The sequence below is a fragment of the Enterobacter sp. 120016 genome (assembly GCF_018383635.1).
Classification (GTDB): domain Bacteria; phylum Pseudomonadota; class Gammaproteobacteria; order Enterobacterales; family Enterobacteriaceae; genus Enterobacter; species Enterobacter asburiae_D.
In genome coordinates this window covers 66,251-84,003 of the sequence record NZ_JAHAWC010000008.1, presented here as the reverse complement: position 1 = coordinate 84,003, position 17,753 = coordinate 66,251, and the positions used below count along the sequence as shown (strand labels likewise).

Here is a 17,753-nt window from a genome sequence, read left to right as displayed (position 1 = left end):
CAACAAAAACAGTAAAATAAGCCGGGTGCTGGAGGCACCCGGCAGGGAACGTTACTGCTGCAACCACCAGACGGCTTCAAACGGACGGAGCGACGTCGTTTGCGGTGCCGGATAGTTACTCATCAGGACCTGCGGCTGACCGCTAAGAACGTCCGTTTCCCATTCCTGAGGCGTATGACTCAGGTTTGCCGCCACTATCAGCGTCTGCCCCTGCCACTGACGGCGGTAACACCACAGGGAAGGATGTTCCGGCAGGAGGTCTTCATAATCTCCCCACGTCAGCACCGGCAGAGTCTTGCGCAGGCTAATCAGCGACTGGTAGGTGTAGAACACCGAATCCGGGTCGTCCAGCGCCGCGCGGGCGTTCACCGTTTCGTAGTTATCGCAGACGCCAATCCACGGCTCGCCCTCGGTAAAGCCCGCATTGTGCGAGGCGTCCCACTGCATTGGGGTTCGTCCGTTATCACGGGACTTACTCGCCAGAATCGCCAGCAGTTCATCCGGCTCGCGGCCGCTGGCCCGTAGTTCCGCGAACATGTTCAGGCTTTCCACGTCGCGATAGTCGGTGATGCGGCTGAAGTGCGGGTTGGTCATCCCCAGCTCTTCGCCCTGATAGATATACGGCGTGCCCTGCATGCCGTGCAGCACCATGCCGAGCATCTTCGCGGCATGAACGCGGTATTCCCCTTCGTCACCAAAGCGCGACACGATGCGCGGCTGATCGTGGTTACACCAGAACAGCGCGTTCCAGGCTTTGTTGTGCATCCCCTGCTGCCAGTGGCGGAAGAGGGTTTTTAGCGCCACGAAGTCCGGCTTCGCCTTCGTCCACTTTTCGCCGCCGGGGTAGTCTACCTTCAGGTGGTGGAAGTTAAAGGTCATCGACAGCTCGCTTCCGTCGAGCGACGCGTACTGCTGGCAGTTCTCCAGCGAGGTCGAGGACATCTCGCCCACCGTCATCAGGTTGCGCGGGGTGAAGACGTCGCGGCTCATCTCCTGCAGATATTCGTGAACGCGCGGCCCGTCCGTGTAGAAGCGGCGGCCGTCTCCGATGTTGTCGTCCGGGAAATCCTGGTCTTTTGAAATCAGGTTAATCACGTCCAGACGCAGGCCGTCCACGCCGCGATCGGCCCAGAATTCGCACACTTTTTTCAGCTCGGCGCGCACCGCCGGGTTTTCCCAGTTGAGATCCGCCTGCTCCGGGGCGAACAGGTGCAGATAGTACTGCTCGCTCTCGGCGTGCCAGCGCCAGGCGTTGCCGCCAAACTTGGATCGCCAGTTGTTGGGCAGCTGTTCCGGGGTGCCGTCGCGCCAGATGTAGAACTGGCGGTACGGGCTCGCTTTGTTCAGCGACTCGCGGAACCAGGCGTGCTGCGTGGAGGTGTGGTTAAACACCATGTCCAGCACGATGCGGATGCCGCGCTCGTGCGCCTGGGCAACCAGCTCGTCGAAATCATCCAGCGTGCCGTAAGCCGGGTCGATGGCGGTGTAATTCGCCACGTCGTAGCCGTTATCCACCTGCGGGGAGATATAAAACGGCGTCAGCCAGATGGCGTCGATGCCGAGGGTTTTCAGGTAGTCCAGGCGCTGCGTCACGCCGCGTAAATCGCCGGTGCCGCTGCCGGTAGTGTCCTGGAAGCTCTTTGGGTAAATCTGATAGATGACGCCGTTCTGCCACCATTGAGGGAGAGTATTCATAGTGCGTTCCTGCAAATGCGAAGGGGCGCAACTGCGCCCCGAAAGAGAGAATTAAACAATCTGCAGCGAGCCCTGACGGAACTTGCGCTGGTAAACCACGGTGGTGAGCGCCATTGGGACGATTATCGCGATGGCCATCGCCAGCGCAAACACCTGCCAGTAAGCGGGCTGGATGGAGAGGATGCCCGGCAGGCCGCCGACACCAATCCCGTTCGCCATCACGCCGTTCAGGCCGCACACCAGGCCCGCCAGACCGGAACCGATCATCGCGCAGAGCATCGGGAAGCGGTATTTCAGGTTGATACCGTACATCGCCGGTTCGGTGACGCCGAGGTAGGCGGAGATGGCTGCCGGAACGGAGATCTCACGCTCGTTGTGCTTACGGCTGACGATGATGATGCCGGTCACCGCAGAGGCCTGCGCAATGTTAGACAGGGCGATAATCGGCCAGACAGGCGTGCCGCCGAGGCTTTGAATCATCTGCATGTCGATAGCCAGTGTGGTCTGGTGCACGCCGGTGATCACCAGCGGGGCGTACAGGAAGCCAAACAGCGCGGCACCAATCGGCGCGAAGCTGCCGGTCATCAGGTGACGCACCGCGAAGGCCACGCCGTCGCCGATCATGCGGCCAAACGGACCGATAAAGGCGTGCGCCAGGAACACCGCCAGAATCAGCGAGCAGACCGGCACCACCACCAGATAGAGGTAATCCGGCACGATGCGCTTCAGGCGCGTTTCAATAAAGCCCAGCGCCAGACCGGCCAGCAATGCCGGAATGACCTGCGCCTGATAGCCCACTTTGGCGATGGTAAACAGGCCGAAGTTCCACACCTCAGGCACCTGTTGCCCAAGTAAGTAAGCGTTCATTAACTGTGGAGAGACCAGCGTGACGCCCAGCACGATACCGAGAATCGGCGTGCCGCCCATTTTGCGCACCGCGGACCAGCAGATCCCGACCGGCAGATAGAAGAAGATGGCTTCGCCAATCAGCCACAGGAAGTCGTAGATGCTTTGCAGCGCCGGGTACATCTGCGCCAGCGTTTTGCCGTCGCTCATCGGCACATCGCCGATGACGTTACGGAAGCCTAAGATTAAGCCCCCGCTGATCAGCGCGGGCAGCAGCGGGAAGAAAATCTCCGCGAAGTGGGAAATCAGCTGCTCGTGCCACTTCATGTTCTGGCGCGCGGCCTTCTTCGCCTGCTCTTTATCGGCGGAGGAGTGCCCGGTGGTTGCCAGCAGAGCCTGATAGTAATCGCCCACTTCGGTACCAATAACGACCTGGAACTGCCCGGCGTTGGTGAAGCAGCCTTTAACCATGGAAAGTTCTTCAATGGCCTTCGGGTTGGCTTTGGCCGGATCGTTCAGCACGAAGCGCAGGCGGGTAATGCAATGGCTGACGGTGGCGATGTTCTCGCGGCCGCCGACCAGGACGATCAGCCGATCGATATCTGCTTGTTTGACTTTACTCATCATGAAACCTCATGACAGATGGTGAGGGGGTGTAATGACCTGAGCGCAAGCCTACTCCTTCAGCGTGACGGCGAAAATGGGAACGTTCCCGAAATCGGGCGAAGATCACAATAATCTGTTTTAGGGGGGTTACGAAAGGTGAGCGGGAATAACGATCTGACGCGGGTCAGCGCGCCCGTTGATCTGCTCGATCAGCTGCGTGGCGGCCTGTCTGCCGGACTCGGCGTAGCCCGGATCGACGGTGATGATCTCCGGGTGCAGGAACTTCATCAGCGGCGTGCTGCCGACGCTCGCCACCTGCAGGTTATCGATGCGCTGCTCCTGCAGATATTTGCTGGCACCCAGCGCAAGGGTATCGGTGGCGCACACCAGCGCGGTGGTCTGGGGCGTCAGAACGCTGGCGACCTGCTCGTAGCCCTGCTTCATGCCCAGCCCCGGCAGGGAGGCCACGGCGGAGAGATTGTGGCTTTTGCAAAAGGCCAGGTAGGCCTCGTGACGGCGCTTGCCGGTGGTGACGTCCGCGTGCGGTACCCCGAGGAAGCTGATGTGGCGATGGCCTTCGTCAAACAGGCGCTGCATCAGGGTGATAATCGCGCCCTCGTCGTCATAGCAGACGGAGGCAAAGCCGTGGGCATCGCGCGCCAGCAGCACCAGCGAAGGCTGCCAGGGTTTCAGCATCTCGTCTTTAATGCCGGTAAAGCCGAACAGCACCACGCCATCAATGTTGCGCCGCTGGAGCATACCCAGATGCTCTTCAACCAGCTGTGGAGAGAACTGACTCTCCATCATGATCGGATCATACCCCTGCTCATAAAAGGCGGGCAGCATGGTCTGCACGGCGAGGTTTTCAGACAGAGAGTCCAGACGCGAGACAATAATGGCGACGACTTTGTCACTCTGCCCGCGCATGGCGCGCGCGGAGCGGGAAGGGGAAAAACCGTGCTGATTCATGACCGCCTCAACGCGCTCGCGGGTGCGTTCGCTGACGCCGCTCTCGTTGTTCAGCACGCGTGAGACGGTCGATTTCCCCACGCCGCTTAAACGTGCGATGTCTTTAATCGTTAGGCGGTTCTGCATGCTGTATTCCCTGTAACAACGACGGTGTAATGAATTGAGCCTAATGCTATAGCGCGATTTCGCTATGGGCAAAGTCTGGTTTACGTTCGGTTTATTTGCAGGGGGGTATAATACCGCCCGAATGGTCACAAAGGGTACGCTTAAATCCTTATACTGCGCGGCGACACCCTACTTTTTACTTACCGGAGGCTTCATGGATCCCGATCCCACACCTCTCCTGAACGGGAGAATGCGTTCTTTCCGGTAAGCCAGCCTGTTGCTGACTCACCGGTGATGTGAGGCAGCAACGCCACAAACGTTCCTGCTTGAAAAATTGAGTGCCTCTCAGGTACGGCCTTGCCACGCCTGAAGGAAATGCTGCGTCCGCATTAGCGGATGTGGAGGAATGACTATGTTTAAAAATATCACCCGGCAGCTGCAGGCCCTGCTGAGCCGCCACCTGCCACACCGTCTTGTTCAGCGCGACCCGCTGCCAAACGCCAAAAACATGGCGGGGGCGGCGATCCCCGCGTCCCTGACCGAACGCTGCCTGAACGTGGCGGCGATGGATGAAAACGAAGTCTGGCGCGCGTTCGGCGGACACCCGGAAGGGCTAAACGCGTCCGAAGTGGAAAAAATCCGCGCCGTGCAAGGCGATAACCAAATTCCGGCGCAGAAGCCGTCTCCGTGGTGGGTGCACCTGTGGCTCTGCTACCGCAACCCGTTCAACCTGCTGCTGACGGTGCTGGGCATCATCTCCTACGCCACTGAAGATCTGTTTGCCGCAGGCGTCATTGCCCTGATGGTCGGCATCTCCACGCTGCTGAACTTCATTCAGGAAGCCCGCTCCACCAAAGCGGCGGACGCCCTGAAGGCGATGGTCAGCAACACCGCGACCGTCTCGCGCGTGATTAACGATCTCGGCGAAAACGCCTGGGTGGAGCTGCCTATCGACCAGCTGGTGCCGGGCGATCTGGTGAAGCTGGCGGCAGGGGACATGATCCCGGCGGATTTACGCATCATCCAGGCGCGCGATCTGTTCGTCGCGCAGGCCTCCCTGACCGGGGAATCCCTGCCCGTTGAAAAGGTGGCGCGCAGCCGCGACCCGCAGCAGATGAACCCGCTCGAGTGCGACACCCTGTGCTTTATGGGCACCACGGTGGTCAGCGGCACCGCGCAGGCGATTGTCACCGCCACCGGGGGCAACACCTGGTTTGGTCAGCTTGCCGGACGCGTCAGCGAGCAGGAGAGCGAGCCGAACGCCTTCCAGAAAGGCATTGGCCGCGTCAGCATGCTGCTGATCCGCTTTATGATGGTGATGACGCCGATCGTGCTGCTGATCAACGGCTACACCAAAGGCGACTGGTGGGAAGCGGCGCTGTTCGCGCTCTCCGTGGCCGTAGGCCTGACGCCGGAAATGCTGCCGATGATCGTCACCTCCACGCTGGCGCGTGGGGCGGTGAAGCTCTCTAAACAGAAAGTGATCGTTAAACACCTCGACGCCATCCAGAACTTTGGCGCGATGGACATTCTCTGCACCGATAAAACCGGCACCCTGACGCAGGATAAAATCGTGCTGGAGAACCACACCGATATCTCCGGCAAAACCAGCGAGCGCGTTCTGCACAGCGCGTGGCTGAACAGCCATTACCAGACCGGGCTGAAAAACCTGCTCGACGTCGCGGTGCTGGAAGGGGTGGATGAAGAGTCCGCCCGCACGCTCTCCGGCCGCTGGCAGAAGGTGGATGAGATCCCGTTCGACTTCGAGCGCCGCCGCATGTCGGTGGTGGTGAGCGAGCAGACGGACGTGCACCAGCTGATCTGCAAAGGCGCGCTGCAGGAGATCCTCAACGTGTCGACGCAGGTTCGCTATAACGGCGACATCGTGCCGCTGGACGACACCATGCTGCGCCGCATCAAGCGCGTCACCGACAACCTGAACCGTCAGGGGCTGCGCGTCGTGGCGGTCGCGAGCAAGTTCCTGCCCGCGCGCGAGGGTGACTATCAGCGTATCGACGAATCCGATCTGATCCTCGAGGGTTACATCGCATTCCTCGATCCGCCGAAAGAGACCACCGCGCCGGCGCTGAAGGCGCTGAAGGCGAGCGGCATTACCGTCAAAATTCTCACCGGCGACAGCGAGCTGGTGGCGGCCAAAGTGTGCCATGAAGTGGGGCTGGACGCGGGCGACGTGGTCGTGGGGAGCGATATTGAACATCTCTCTGACGACGAACTGGCGAAGCTTGCCCAGCGTACCACGCTGTTTGCCCGCCTGACGCCGATGCACAAAGAGCGCATCGTCACCCTGCTCAAGCGCGAAGGGCACGTGGTGGGCTTTATGGGCGACGGCATCAACGACGCGCCCGCGCTGCGCGCGGCGGATATCGGTATCTCCGTGGACGGCGCGGTGGATATCGCCCGCGAAGCGGCGGACATTATCCTGCTGGAAAAGAGCCTGATGGTGCTGGAGGAGGGCGTGATCGAAGGTCGCCGTACCTTTGCCAACATGCTCAAGTACATCAAAATGACCGCCAGCTCCAACTTCGGTAACGTCTTCAGCGTGCTGGTGGCGAGCGCGTTTCTGCCGTTCCTGCCGATGCTGCCGCTGCATCTGCTGATCCAGAACCTGATGTACGACGTGTCTCAGGTGGCGATCCCGTTTGATAACGTAGACGACGAGCAGATCCAGAAGCCGCAGCACTGGAACCCGGCGGATCTGGGGCGCTTTATGCTGTTCTTTGGCCCGATCAGCTCTATCTTTGACATCCTGACCTTCTGCCTGATGTGGTTTGTGTTCCACGCCAACACCCCGGAACATCAGACGCTGTTCCAGTCCGGCTGGTTCGTGGTAGGCCTGCTGTCGCAGACGCTGATTGTGCACATGATCCGTACGCGCCGCATTCCGTTCATCCAGAGCCGTGCCGCGTGGCCGCTGATTGTGATGACGGGGATTGTGATGGCGCTGGGTATCGCGCTGCCATTCTCACCGCTGGCAGGCTACCTGCAGCTCCAGGCGCTGCCGCTGAGCTACTTCCCGTGGCTGGTGGCTATCCTCGCGGGCTACATGGTGCTGACGCAGATGGTGAAAGGATTCTATGCGCGTCGGTACGGGTGGCAGTAAGTTATGTTTGCCGGGTGGCGGCTTCGCCTTACCCGGCCTACTTACGAAACGTAGGCCCGGTAAGCGCAGCGCCACCGGGCAATAGCTTTCCTCCCAAATTCAACAACCTGTGATCTCCGTCGGCGCATTCGCTTGACGACAAATTGAGCGCATGTTAACAGAATGTTTTGCCTTTATTTGGCCCGTCAGATAAGGAACATTCATGTTACGGTACAGTCTCTTAACCGCCGGGCTGATGCTCGGCGCCTCAGCCTTTGCCGCTCCGGCAGGCGATCTCCCCCTGATGCCCTGGCCTGCGAAGGTCGAACGCCCGACGACCCAGGGCGCGCTGGTGCTTAACGATAAAATCTCTGTCAGCGTCAGCGGCGACGATCTGGGCGACGCGGTCAACCGCCTGCGCCAGCGCATTGCCCTGCAAACCGGCTGGACGCTGCAGCCGCAGGCTGAAAAGCCAGACAAACCGACCATCCGCATCGCGATTGCCAAAAAGGTCAAGCCGCAGCCGCTGCCGGACAGCGATGAAAGCTATAGGCTCACGGTGGACGCCAACGGCGTCGATATCTCCGCCAACACCCGCTTCGGCGCGCTGCGCGCCATGGAAACCCTGCTCCAGCTGATGCAGAACGGGGCGGAAAACACCTCGCTGCCGTGGGTCACCATCGAAGATTCGCCGCGCTTCCCGTGGCGCGGGCTGCTGCTCGATTCGGCGCGCCACTTTATCCCACTGCCGGATATCAAGCGCCAGATTGACGGCATGGCCGCGGCGAAGCTCAACGTTCTGCACTGGCACCTGACCGACGATCAGGGCTGGCGCTTCAGCACGAAGCGCTACCCTAAGCTGACGCAGCTTGCCAGCGACGGGCTGTTCTACACCCCTGAACAGATGCGCGAGGTGGTGCGTTACGCCGCCGAGCGCGGTATCCGCGTGGTGCCGGAAATCGACATGCCGGGCCACGCCTCGGCGATTGCCGTGGCCTATCCGGAGCTGATGAGCGCCCCGGGGCCGTACGCTATGGAGCGCCACTGGGGCGTGCTGAAGCCGGTGCTGGATCCGACAAAAGAGGCAACCTACACCTTTGCCGACGCGATGGTCAGCGAACTGGCGGCGATCTTCCCCGATCCGTATCTGCATATCGGCGGCGATGAGGTCGACGACAGCCAGTGGAAAGCGAACGCCGCGATCCAGAATTTCATGCGCGACAACAGGCTGGCAGACAGCCACGCGCTGCAGGCGTATTTCAACCGCAGGCTGGAGATGATCCTCGAGAAACACCACCGGCAAATGGTCGGCTGGGACGAGATCTACCATCCCGACCTGCCGAAAAGCATTCTGATCCAGTCCTGGCAGGGGCAGGACGCGCTGGGGCAGGTGGCGCAGAACGGCTACAAAGGGATTCTCTCGACGGGCTTCTATCTCGACCAGCCCCAGTCCACCGCCTATCACTATCGCAATGAAATTGTCCCGCAGGGGCTGAACGGCGTGGATGTGATTGCCGACACCGACAGCGTCCAGAGCTGGGCCTTCACCATGCCGCGCCTGAAGGGCAAGCCGGTGGAGGGGAGCTTCACGCTGGTGAAAGGGGATGCCGGCTGGCGCGGATTTATTGATTTTGCCGGGAAATCCCGCCGCGCGGTGCAGGATATTGAATGGCGTGACGACAATCAGGTGACCTTCACCGTCGACACCTGGATGGGCGAAACGCGCCCGGTGGTCTCCGTCGATAACGACAGGCTGAGCGGCTATTTCCTGGTGGGGAACACGCGCTACCCAATCAGCGGTACGCGTCTGGACGAGGTGCCGAAAGGTATTCCGCCGGTCGTGCCGGACGTAGCGAATCAGGCCAACCTGCTCGGCGGTGAAGCCGCGCTGTGGGCGGAGAACGTGGTCGCACCGGTGCTGGATATCCGCCTGTGGCCGCGCGCCTTCGCGGTGGCGGAACGCTTATGGTCCGCGAAGGACGTCAACGACGTCGACAACATGTACACCCGCCTGCAGGCGATGGACAGCTGGTCGACGGTGTCGGTCGGGCTGCAGCAGCATACCCAGCAGCAGGTGCAGTTCACGCGCCTCGCCGGGAATGCCGACACGCTGCCGCTGCAGATCCTCGCGCAGGCGGTAGAGCCCGCGCAGTATTACACCCGTCAGCACCTGAAGTTCCAGGCGGGAAACTACCATCAGTTTGAACCGCTCAACCGCTTCGCGGATGCGCTGAACGCCGAAAGCGCCACCGTGCGCCAGATGCACAAATGGGCGGACCGTCTGGTGAGCGATGCGGAAGACACGGAAAGCGCTGACGCGCTGCGCCACGTCTTTAACCGCTGGCAGAGCAACACCAGCGACGCGCTGGCGCTAAGCGAAAACAGCTATCAGCTGAAGGCGATGAAGCCGGTGATTCAGGAGGTGGATAAGCTGGCCTCAATTGGCCTGAGGCTGACGGATCTGGTGGCGCGCCAGGGCACGCTGGATGACAAAGAGATCGCGTCGATTCAGAGCGAGCTGGATAACGCGGCGAAGGTTCAGGACGAGGTGGTGATTGCGGCGGTCTATCCGCTGGAGACGCTGCTGCGCGCGACGCGGAATCAGTAGAAAAAATACCCCTCACCCCAACCCCTCTCCCCAAAGGGGCGAGGGGCTCGATCGGTTCCCTCTCCCTTTGGGAGAGGGTTAGGGTGAGGGAATCAGGCAACTCAGTTCTTCAGAACCCACGCCTCTTTCCAGTGTGCGCCAACGCCTGGCTCATACTGGTTTGCGGTTGGGCTGTACTGAACGCAGAAGCCGCTGTACGGGAAAGGCTTACATTCGTAGGTCTTACCGTCTTTCGGCTGCAGCACCACGGTACCCGCCTTGTAGGAGGCGATATTGTCCGGGAAGGTGAAGTCGTGATGACCGGTGCTGTCCGCGGCGGCATCGCCTTCCAGCATCAGGTTCAGCACGTCCTGGGCGAACATCGTGCCGTCTTTGTTGGTCGCATAGTATTTCAGCATGTGGTGGCCCGGCGTCACGTCATTCAGGGTCATGGTCACGTCCTGGTTGGCGTTGTTCATGTCCTGCTTCAGGTAGCCTTTTTCCGCACCGTGGTGGTTCATCACGTGTGCTTCCACATTCACGTCGCCTTTGGTGTTGACGTGGAAGGTCACGGTCGCGTTGCCATGCTCGATTTTGCTGTACTGCAGATCGGTGACGGCGATGGTCTCATTCACCTGCGCTTTCTGCTCTTCATAAGAGACGGCCACGGACTGCAGCGTGCTGCCGTCTTTCACGAATACGCTGTTTGCGCCGTGAACCGGGCTGATTTCACCCGCTTCATCCTTCACGCCGACGCGCACGTCGCTCTGGGCGGTGTTGATTTTCTGCGCCAGATCGTAAGACCACTGGTTAGCGTCGCCCTGCTCGGCTGAGCCGATGGTCATTTCGGTACGCATAGAGGTCACTTCGCCATTCGCGTCGAAGAAGCGTGCAATCACTTTATCGCCCGCGTTCAGGTTGTTACCCGCGATCTGGCCGCTCAGGGTTTTGCTCCACTGGGAAACAACCGCTGGCGTTTCGTCCGGCGTAACGTTGCCGCCGTTACCGAAATCAACGTCAATGGCCTGATAGAAACTGTTCGAGGTATCTGCAATTTCCCACACGCCGTAAATAACCTGATAGCCCGTACGCTCAGGCACATTACAGTTCATAGACTGCGTGACGGCCGGTGCCTGATTATTACCGTTGATGGTACAGAATGGCGTTAATTCAAACTGGTCGCGGGTCAGAGGTTTATTTGGATCCCAGTTTTGTTTGGTAATGTAATAACGCCAGTTGGTGGTTTTATGCGGCGCAGTATGGTGCCAGACGAACTGATGAGGACCCGCCGTCATCGGGTTTTTGGTCCACGCGTTCAGGCTCTGTTTGTCCAGCTGAGAATATTGAGAAATACCCGCGCTGGCGAGGTGTCCGTCCGCAGGCTCAGCGCCTGACGGGAAGCCGGAGGTTTTCTCTACGCTCTGTGGTTCGTACTGTACGGAGCCGCAGTCAACGTTTTGGCCGAGCTTACACATATAGGCGCGGCTGGCTGGTGATTCAATATATCCGTGAGCAAGTGCGGAAGACGCAACGGTTAACGTCGCGACGGCAAGTGCAATTTTTGAAAGTTTCATTACTCATCCATTATTAGAGAATATTACTAGGCGAGGAGGAGTCTAATAATGGACTGGGCTATGTGTCATTTTATCCAGAGAGTAAAAATAGCCGAAATAATAAAGGCAGCTTACGCTGCCTTCTGTTTATTGAAATAAATTAGCGACGTACGGCAATCGCTTCAATTTCAATTTTTACGTCTTTTGGCAGACGGGCCACTTCAACGCAGGAGCGCGCCGGGAAAGTCGCGTTGTGCTCGGTGAAGAACGCTTCGTAAGTGGCGTTAACGGTCGCGAAGTCGTTCAGATCTTTCACGAAAACGGTAGTTTTCACGATGTCGCCCACTTTCAGGCCCGCAGATTCAACGATTGCCTGCACGTTTTCCAGCGACTGACGCGCCTGTGCCGCTACGTCGGCCGGCACTTCACCGGTTTTTGGGTTCACCGGGATCTGGCCCGAAGTGATGATCATGCTGCCCAGATCAACGCCCTGAACGTATGGGCCGATAGCCGCTGGTGCATTTTCCGTCGCGAGTACTTTGGTCATGATTTCTCCAGAATAACAGCTGATTTAAGAGTCCCGGCCATTATAGGGAGGCCGGGATCCTTTACCAACCTCAATTAGTTGGCCAGCACCACATAATGAGAAAACTCTTTTTCGCAGTATTTGCATTTGAGCGCGATGTCATCGGCGCGTTTTTTCACTGCAAAGCTGGAGGAAACCGGCTCAGCGTGGCTGATACAGTTGCTGTTCGGGCAGACCAGCACGCTTTCGATGCGATCCGGCAGGCTCGGGCGGGATTTGCCCACCACTTCATACTCGTCGATGCGGTTGACGGTGGCGTCCGGCGCGTACAGCGACAGCTGGTTAACCTGCTCGTCGGTCAGGAAGGTGTTCTCGATTTTAATCAGGTCCTTGCGGCCCATCTCGCCGGACGGCAGGTTCAGGCCGATGGTGATGCGCTGGTCGGTTTCGGTCAGTTTGAACAGCGTCAGCAGCTTAAAGCCCACCTGCGCAGGGATGTGGTCAATCACGGTGCCACGCTTGATGGCTTCAACCTGGAGTTTGTTATCGTGTGTCATGGTCGTTTCCCCTTACAGTGCCAATTCGCGATTCAGAACCAGTGCCAGTAACGCCTGGCGGGCGAAGATGCCGTTTCCGGCCTGCTGGAAGTACCAGGCGTGCGGCGTTTTATCCACGTCTGTGGTGATCTCATCGATGCGCGGCAGAGGGTGCAGCACCTTCATGTTGTCGCGCGCGCCCTCGAGGTCGCTGGCGCGCAGCACGAACTGCGCCTTCACGTTGGCGTATTCGGACGGGTCCAGACGCTCTTTCTGCACGCGGGTCATGTAGAGAATATCCACGTGGCTCATCACCTCTTCGATGCTGGCGTGCAGGCTCCACTGAATGCCTTTCTCATCCAGCATGTCGAGAATGTACTGCGGCATCGCCAGCGCGTCCGGTGCGATGAAGAAGAAGCGGTTGCCGTTAAATTTCGCCAGCGCCTGGGTCAGGGAGTGGACGGTGCGGCCGTACTTCAGGTCGCCGACCATGGCGATGTTCAGGTTCTCGAGCTTGCCCTGCGTCTCCTGAATGGTGAACAGATCCAGCAGGGTCTGCGTCGGGTGCTGGTTGGCACCGTCACCGGCGTTCAGTACCGGAATGCCGCCGGAAAACTCGGTCGCCAGGCGCGCCGCGCCCTCCTGCGGGTGACGCATCACAATCGCGTCGACGTAGGTGCTGATCACTGAAATGGTATCCGCCAGGGTCTCGCCTTTTTTACCCAGCGACGTGTTGCTGCTGTCCGAGAAGCCCACCACGTTCGCGCCCAGGCGGTGCATGGAGGTCTCAAAGGAGAGGCGGGTGCGGGTCGAGGCTTCGAAGAAGCAGCTCGCAATCACCTTGTGCTTCAGCAGCTCCGGTTGCGGATTGGCCTTCAGTTTTGCCGCGGTTTCCAGAACCAGTTCCAGCTCTTCGCGGCTGAGGTCGTTTATGGAAATGATGTGTTTTTGATAAAGCGGATTCATGTTTATCTCCTGACGCCGGGCAAAAAAAAGCCCCTCAAATGAGGGGCTCTGGGAATAGGTTTAGCAACGGGAAGAAAAACGGCAGGCCAGCGTCTGATTTCAGACGCGGTAAGACGTTATGTCGTACACGCTTGACCATGCTTCCTCCCGGCAAATTGTCGGGCATTATACGCAGCTCGCTTTTCGGATCAAGCGATTTAATGCACGCTTTACTCAATGCAAACGGTTCTTTATGAATATTAATGCGTTCTGAGTAAATAATTAATTTGCTTATGCACCAGTGCGGTGCGCTTCACGACCCGGGGCGCGACCCAGACGATACTGCTGCCAGCCACCACGCCTAAAATTTCCGGTAGCTGGTGATAATCCAGAATACGCGCCACCGCGCGGCCATATCCGGCGACGGTATGAACAAGGATAAACTCGCTATTATGCTCGACGCTGACCACCATTTCGGACACGGTACGCGCGGCGTCGGGGGCAGGGCGCAGCTGGGGATTCAGCGAATAAATCTTTAGCCCTTTGGCATTTCGAATTTTTATGACACCGAGCAATTTAAGCAGACGTGAAACGGTGGACTGGCTGATGGTCTCAAAACCACGCTCCTGCAAATCCCGGCGGATCTCCTCCTGAGAGAGATAACTCTTTTCTGCGATCAGGCGCTGACAGACCGTCAGCTGAAGCTGTTCTTTTGGAGAGTAATCACCATATTCCGTCATAACTATTTCCCATGTAAGTGGCTGAAACAAAACGCCCGGTGGCGCTACGCTTACCGGGCCTACAACTTCAAAACGTCACAACAACGCCCCCAGGCTTAACGCCGCCATAATCACCACCGTTAATATCCCCAGCAGCGGCGCCACCCATTTCAGATAACGCACGTAGGGCACGCGGGCGATAGCCAGCCCGCCCATCACGACGGCAGAGGTGGGAGTGACCAGGTTAACGATGCCGGAGGCCGACTGGTAAGCCGTGACCACCAGGTCGCGGTTGACGTTAGCGAAATCGGCAAGCGGTGCCATGATCGGCATCGTCAGAACGGCCAGGCCGGACGAAGAAGGCACAAGAAACGACAGCACGACCTCCAGCCAGTACATCACGTTGATGAATGCCACCGTCGACAACCCGCTGACCAGTCCTTCCGCGCTGTGCAAAATGGTGTGGGTAATCATGCCCTTATCCATGATGACTACGATACCGCGCGCGATGCCGATAATCAGCGCGACGCCCAGCAAATCTCGCGCGCCGTTGATAAACGTCGAGGTCAGCTCCTCTTCGCTCATGCGGGCAATCAGGCCGACGATAATCGCGCTGGCGAGAAACACCGCCGAGATCTCCGCCATCCACCAGCCCAGCACCGCCACGCCGTAGATCATCACCGCGAAGGCGAGGGCGAAAATCACCAGAATGATTTTGCGCACCGGGGTAAATTCCAGCGACTGTTCGCCCTTGTCGCCGAGGAAATGGGCGCGGTTCTCTTCCTGCTTGTCCGCCACGATCGACAGCGACGGATCCTGGCGTACCCTGCGGGCGTAGCGCATCACCCACGCCACGCAGATGATCCAGCCGATGACCAGCAGCGCCACGCGCAGGGCAATACCGTTGGTGAAGGGGATCCCGGCGGCGTTGGCGGCGATCACCGTGGCAAAGGGGTTGATGGTGGAGCCGAGCGTGCCGATCCCCGCCCCGAGCAGCACCGTGGAGGCGGCGACAACCGGATCGAACCGGGCGGCCAGCATCACCGGCACCAGCAGGGTGTAGAACGGCAGCGACTCTTCGGCCATGCCGTAAATCGTGCCGCCTGCGGCAAACAGCGCCATCAGGATCGGGATCATCCACTCCTCGCGCCCGCGCAGCCGGGTGGTGACGCGTTCGATCCCGGCGTCAATCGCCCCAGTTTTGGTGACGATCCCGAGAAATCCCCCGATGATCAGGATAAACAGCGCCACGTCGATCGCCCCGGCCTGGCCGGAGACCGGATCGTACAGCCCGGCAATCGGCGCCATCAGGACGGAAACCAGCCCCTGCGGATGCGCCGCCACGTGGGCGTACGTTCCGGCAATCGGGACTTCTTTACCGAGGGTTTCGTTCATCGCCATCTGGTACTGACCGGCGGGGACGACCCAGCTCAGCGCCGCCACAACGGCAATCAGAAAAAAGAGAATGGTGTAAGCGGAGGGAAACTTAAACTTGCCCATGATGTGCTCCTTAACCCGGCGCACCCCTTGGCGCGCCGGGCGGTGATTAGTCGCCGAGTGTCGCCACCATGACCGCTTTAATGGTGTGCATGCGGTTCTCTGCTTCGTCGAAGACGATGGAGTTCGGTGATTCGAAGACCTCTTCCGTCACCTCCAGCCCCTTCAGGCCGTACGCCATCTCGATCTCGCGGCCCACTTTGGTGTGCTCGTTGTGGAACGCCGGCAGGCAGTGCATGAACTTGACGTTCGGGTTGCCGGTGGCCTTCATCACGTCCGCGTTGATTTGATAAGGCTTCATCAGGCTGACGCGCTCGGCCCAGGCCTCCTTCGGCTCGCCCATGGAGACCCACACGTCGGTGTAGAGGAAATCGGTGCCCCGCACGCCTTCTTCCACGTCGTCGGTGAGGGTGATGCGCGCGCCCGTCTCTTTCGCGATGGCGCGGCACTGCTCAACCAGCCCGGCTTCCGGCCAGAAGGATTTCGGCGCGACGAGGCGGATATCCATCCCCATCTTGGCCGCCCCGACCATCAGCGAGTTGCCCATGTTGTTACGCGCGTCGCCGAGATAGGCAAAGCTCAGCTCCGGCAGGGTTTTGCCCGGCGCGTGCTCCAGCATGGTCATTAGGTCGGCGAGGATTTGCGTGGGGTGGAACTCGTCGGTCAGGCCGTTCCACACCGGCACGCCCGCGTATTCGCCCAGCTCTTCGACGATGGCCTGGCCGTAGCCGCGGTATTCGATGCCGTCATACATACGGCCTAATACGCGGGCGGTGTCTTTCATCGACTCTTTATGGCCGATCTGCGATCCGCTTGGGCCGAGGTAGGTGACCTGCGCGCCCTGGTCAAACGCGCCCACTTCGAATGCGCAGCGGGTGCGGGTGGAGGTTTTTTCAAAGATCAGGGCGATGTTTTTCCCGACCAGGGTTTGCTTTTCGCGTCCGGCTTTTTTGGCGGCCTTCAGCTCGATGGCGAGGTCGATCAGGTACTGGATCTCCGCCGGGGTGTAGTCCAGCAGTTTCAGGAAGTTGCGGTTTTTCAGGTTGATGGTCATGTGGGAAATCCTTTTTAAAATTTAGCTGTCTGATGCCCTCACCCCGGCCCTCTCCCACGGGGAGAGGGAGAAGTGGGTGAGGGGAAAGGGTGCTCAGTTACGAATCAACGTGCCTTTCTCGCCCGCCAGGATCTCCGCACCGTCGGCCAGCGCGCCGATCCCGGCAATGCCGTTGCAGGCTTCAACAAACTCGCGGCAGGCGGCCACTTTCGGCCCCATCGATCCGGCGTCGAACTGCATGCCTCTGAGCAGCTCCGGCGTTACCTGCGCCAGCGGGCGCTGGGTCGGCTTGCCCCAGTCGAGGTACACCGCGTCGGCATCGGTCAGGATCAGCAGGGCGTCGGCCTCGATCTGCCTCGCCAGCAGGGCGGCGGAGAGGTCTTTGTCGATCACCGCCTCAATCCCGCGATAGCCGTTGGCGTTCTCCACTACCGGCACGCCGCCGCCGCCGTTGCAGATCACCAGGTGGTCACGCTGAATCAGCGCGGTGATGGCGTCGCTCTCAACGATGCGCTTCGGCTGCGGCGACGGCACCACGCGGCGGACGTAGCTCCCGTCGGCCTTGAACACCCAGCCTTTTTCCGCGGCCAGCGCTTTCGCCTGGGCTTCGCTGTACACTGGGCCGATGTACTTGGTCGGGTTGCGGAAGGCCGGGTCGGCGGGGTCCACTTCCACCTGCGTGAGCAGGACGCTCACCTCGCGCTGCGGCAGATTGTTTTTCAGCGCCTGCTGGAGCATGTAGCCGATCATTCCCTGGCTTTCGGCGCCGAGAACGTCCAGCGGGTAGGGCGTCACTTTGTCGTAGGCGCTGTTCTGCAGCGCCAGCAGCCCGACCTGCGGGCCGTTGCCGTGCACCAGCACCACGCGCCACTGTGCCGTCAGCCCGGCGATAGTGCGGGCGGCCTGCTCGATGTTCTGGCGCTGGATCTCCGCTTCCAGCGGCTCGCCGCGCTTGAGCAGCGCGTTGCCGCCCAGGGCCACAACCAGAGTGGGTTTTCGTTCCATGATGGCTCCT

Annotated in this window: 14 protein-coding genes and 1 pseudogene; 3 read left to right on the top strand and 12 right to left on the bottom strand. The window is 59.8% G+C overall.

All coding sequences use genetic code 11. From position 1 onward, the window contains the following. Window positions 1-51: 51 nt before the first annotated feature. From treC to treR, 3 genes are all read right to left on the bottom strand, one after another. Window positions 52-1,695, bottom strand: coding sequence for an alpha,alpha-phosphotrehalase (treC, locus tag KIF87_RS13475; protein WP_213329000.1), 1,644 nt, complete (start codon window positions 1,693-1,695; stop codon window positions 52-54). Between the two features lie 51 nt (window positions 1,696-1,746). Continuing rightward, window positions 1,747-3,165, bottom strand: a complete 1,419-nt coding sequence (gene treB / locus KIF87_RS13470; protein WP_047646668.1) for a PTS trehalose transporter subunit IIBC — start codon at window positions 3,163-3,165, stop codon at window positions 1,747-1,749. Window positions 3,166-3,294: 129 nt separating this feature from the next. Further along, complete coding sequence (gene treR / locus KIF87_RS13465) at window positions 3,295-4,242, bottom strand: trehalose operon repressor TreR (RefSeq protein ID WP_213328999.1); 948 nt, start codon at window positions 4,240-4,242, stop codon at window positions 3,295-3,297. Window positions 4,243-4,633: 391 nt separating this feature from the next. On the opposite strand from treR, the gene mgtA reads away from it, so the two are divergent. Both mgtA and KIF87_RS13455 read left to right on the top strand, forming a co-directional pair. Beyond that, window positions 4,634-7,342: a magnesium-translocating P-type ATPase gene (mgtA, locus tag KIF87_RS13460; RefSeq protein WP_213328998.1), complete on the top strand. Its 2,709-nt coding sequence runs from the start codon at window positions 4,634-4,636 to the stop codon at window positions 7,340-7,342. 202 nt (window positions 7,343-7,544) lie between these two features. Next, on the top strand, window positions 7,545-9,929 hold the full coding sequence (locus KIF87_RS13455) for a beta-N-acetylhexosaminidase (protein ID WP_213328997.1): 2,385 nt from the start codon (window positions 7,545-7,547) through the stop codon (window positions 9,927-9,929). A gap of 101 nt (window positions 9,930-10,030) precedes the next feature. Here the strand turns inward: KIF87_RS13455 and gbpA are convergent, their stop codons facing one another. The 5 genes from gbpA to KIF87_RS13430 all read right to left on the bottom strand — a co-directional run bounded on the left by gbpA (window position 10,031) and on the right by KIF87_RS13430 (window position 13,628). Next, complete coding sequence (gene gbpA / locus KIF87_RS13450) at window positions 10,031-11,482, bottom strand: N-acetylglucosamine-binding protein GbpA (RefSeq protein ID WP_213328996.1); 1,452 nt, start codon at window positions 11,480-11,482, stop codon at window positions 10,031-10,033. A 139-nt stretch (window positions 11,483-11,621) separates the two neighbouring features. Further along, on the bottom strand, window positions 11,622-12,008 hold the full coding sequence (ridA, locus tag KIF87_RS13445) for a 2-iminobutanoate/2-iminopropanoate deaminase (protein ID WP_014882305.1): 387 nt from the start codon (window positions 12,006-12,008) through the stop codon (window positions 11,622-11,624). Between the two features lie 74 nt (window positions 12,009-12,082). Beyond that, entirely contained in the window at window positions 12,083-12,544 is a 462-nt protein-coding gene (gene pyrI / locus KIF87_RS13440) for an aspartate carbamoyltransferase regulatory subunit (protein ID WP_023310197.1), read from the bottom strand. A gap of 12 nt (window positions 12,545-12,556) precedes the next feature. Next, the gene (pyrB, locus tag KIF87_RS13435) at window positions 12,557-13,489 is read right to left on the bottom strand and encodes an aspartate carbamoyltransferase (RefSeq protein ID WP_213328995.1); all 933 of its coding nucleotides are present in this window, start codon (window positions 13,487-13,489) and stop codon (window positions 12,557-12,559) included. Between the two features lie 34 nt (window positions 13,490-13,523). Continuing rightward, window positions 13,524-13,628 (bottom strand): pyrBI operon leader peptide, encoded by a 105-nt coding sequence (locus tag KIF87_RS13430; protein ID WP_022646880.1) that lies wholly within the window; start codon window positions 13,626-13,628, stop codon window positions 13,524-13,526. On the opposite strand from KIF87_RS13430, the pseudogene KIF87_RS13425 reads away from it, so the two are divergent. Then, a pseudogene (locus tag KIF87_RS13425) lies at window positions 13,608-13,725 on the top strand (hypothetical protein). The gene KIF87_RS13430 and the pseudogene KIF87_RS13425 sit on opposite strands and share 21 nt — an antisense overlap. Window positions 13,726-13,728: 3 nt before the next feature. Here the strand turns inward: KIF87_RS13425 and KIF87_RS13420 are convergent. The 4 genes from KIF87_RS13420 to arcC all read right to left on the bottom strand — a co-directional run bounded on the left by KIF87_RS13420 (window position 13,729) and on the right by arcC (window position 17,743). Beyond that, window positions 13,729-14,208 (bottom strand): arginine repressor, encoded by a 480-nt coding sequence (locus KIF87_RS13420; protein WP_023334317.1) that lies wholly within the window; start codon window positions 14,206-14,208, stop codon window positions 13,729-13,731. A 75-nt stretch (window positions 14,209-14,283) separates the two neighbouring features. After that, a complete protein-coding gene (locus tag KIF87_RS13415; RefSeq protein ID WP_213328994.1) occupies window positions 14,284-15,687 on the bottom strand; it encodes a YfcC family protein in 1,404 nt (467 codons plus the stop codon). A 46-nt stretch (window positions 15,688-15,733) separates the two neighbouring features. Next, window positions 15,734-16,738, bottom strand: coding sequence for an ornithine carbamoyltransferase (argF, locus tag KIF87_RS13410; RefSeq protein WP_023310201.1), 1,005 nt, complete (start codon window positions 16,736-16,738; stop codon window positions 15,734-15,736). A gap of 93 nt (window positions 16,739-16,831) precedes the next feature. After that, window positions 16,832-17,743, bottom strand: coding sequence for a carbamate kinase (arcC, locus tag KIF87_RS13405; protein ID WP_213328993.1), 912 nt, complete (start codon window positions 17,741-17,743; stop codon window positions 16,832-16,834). Window positions 17,744-17,753: the final 10 nt, after the last annotated feature.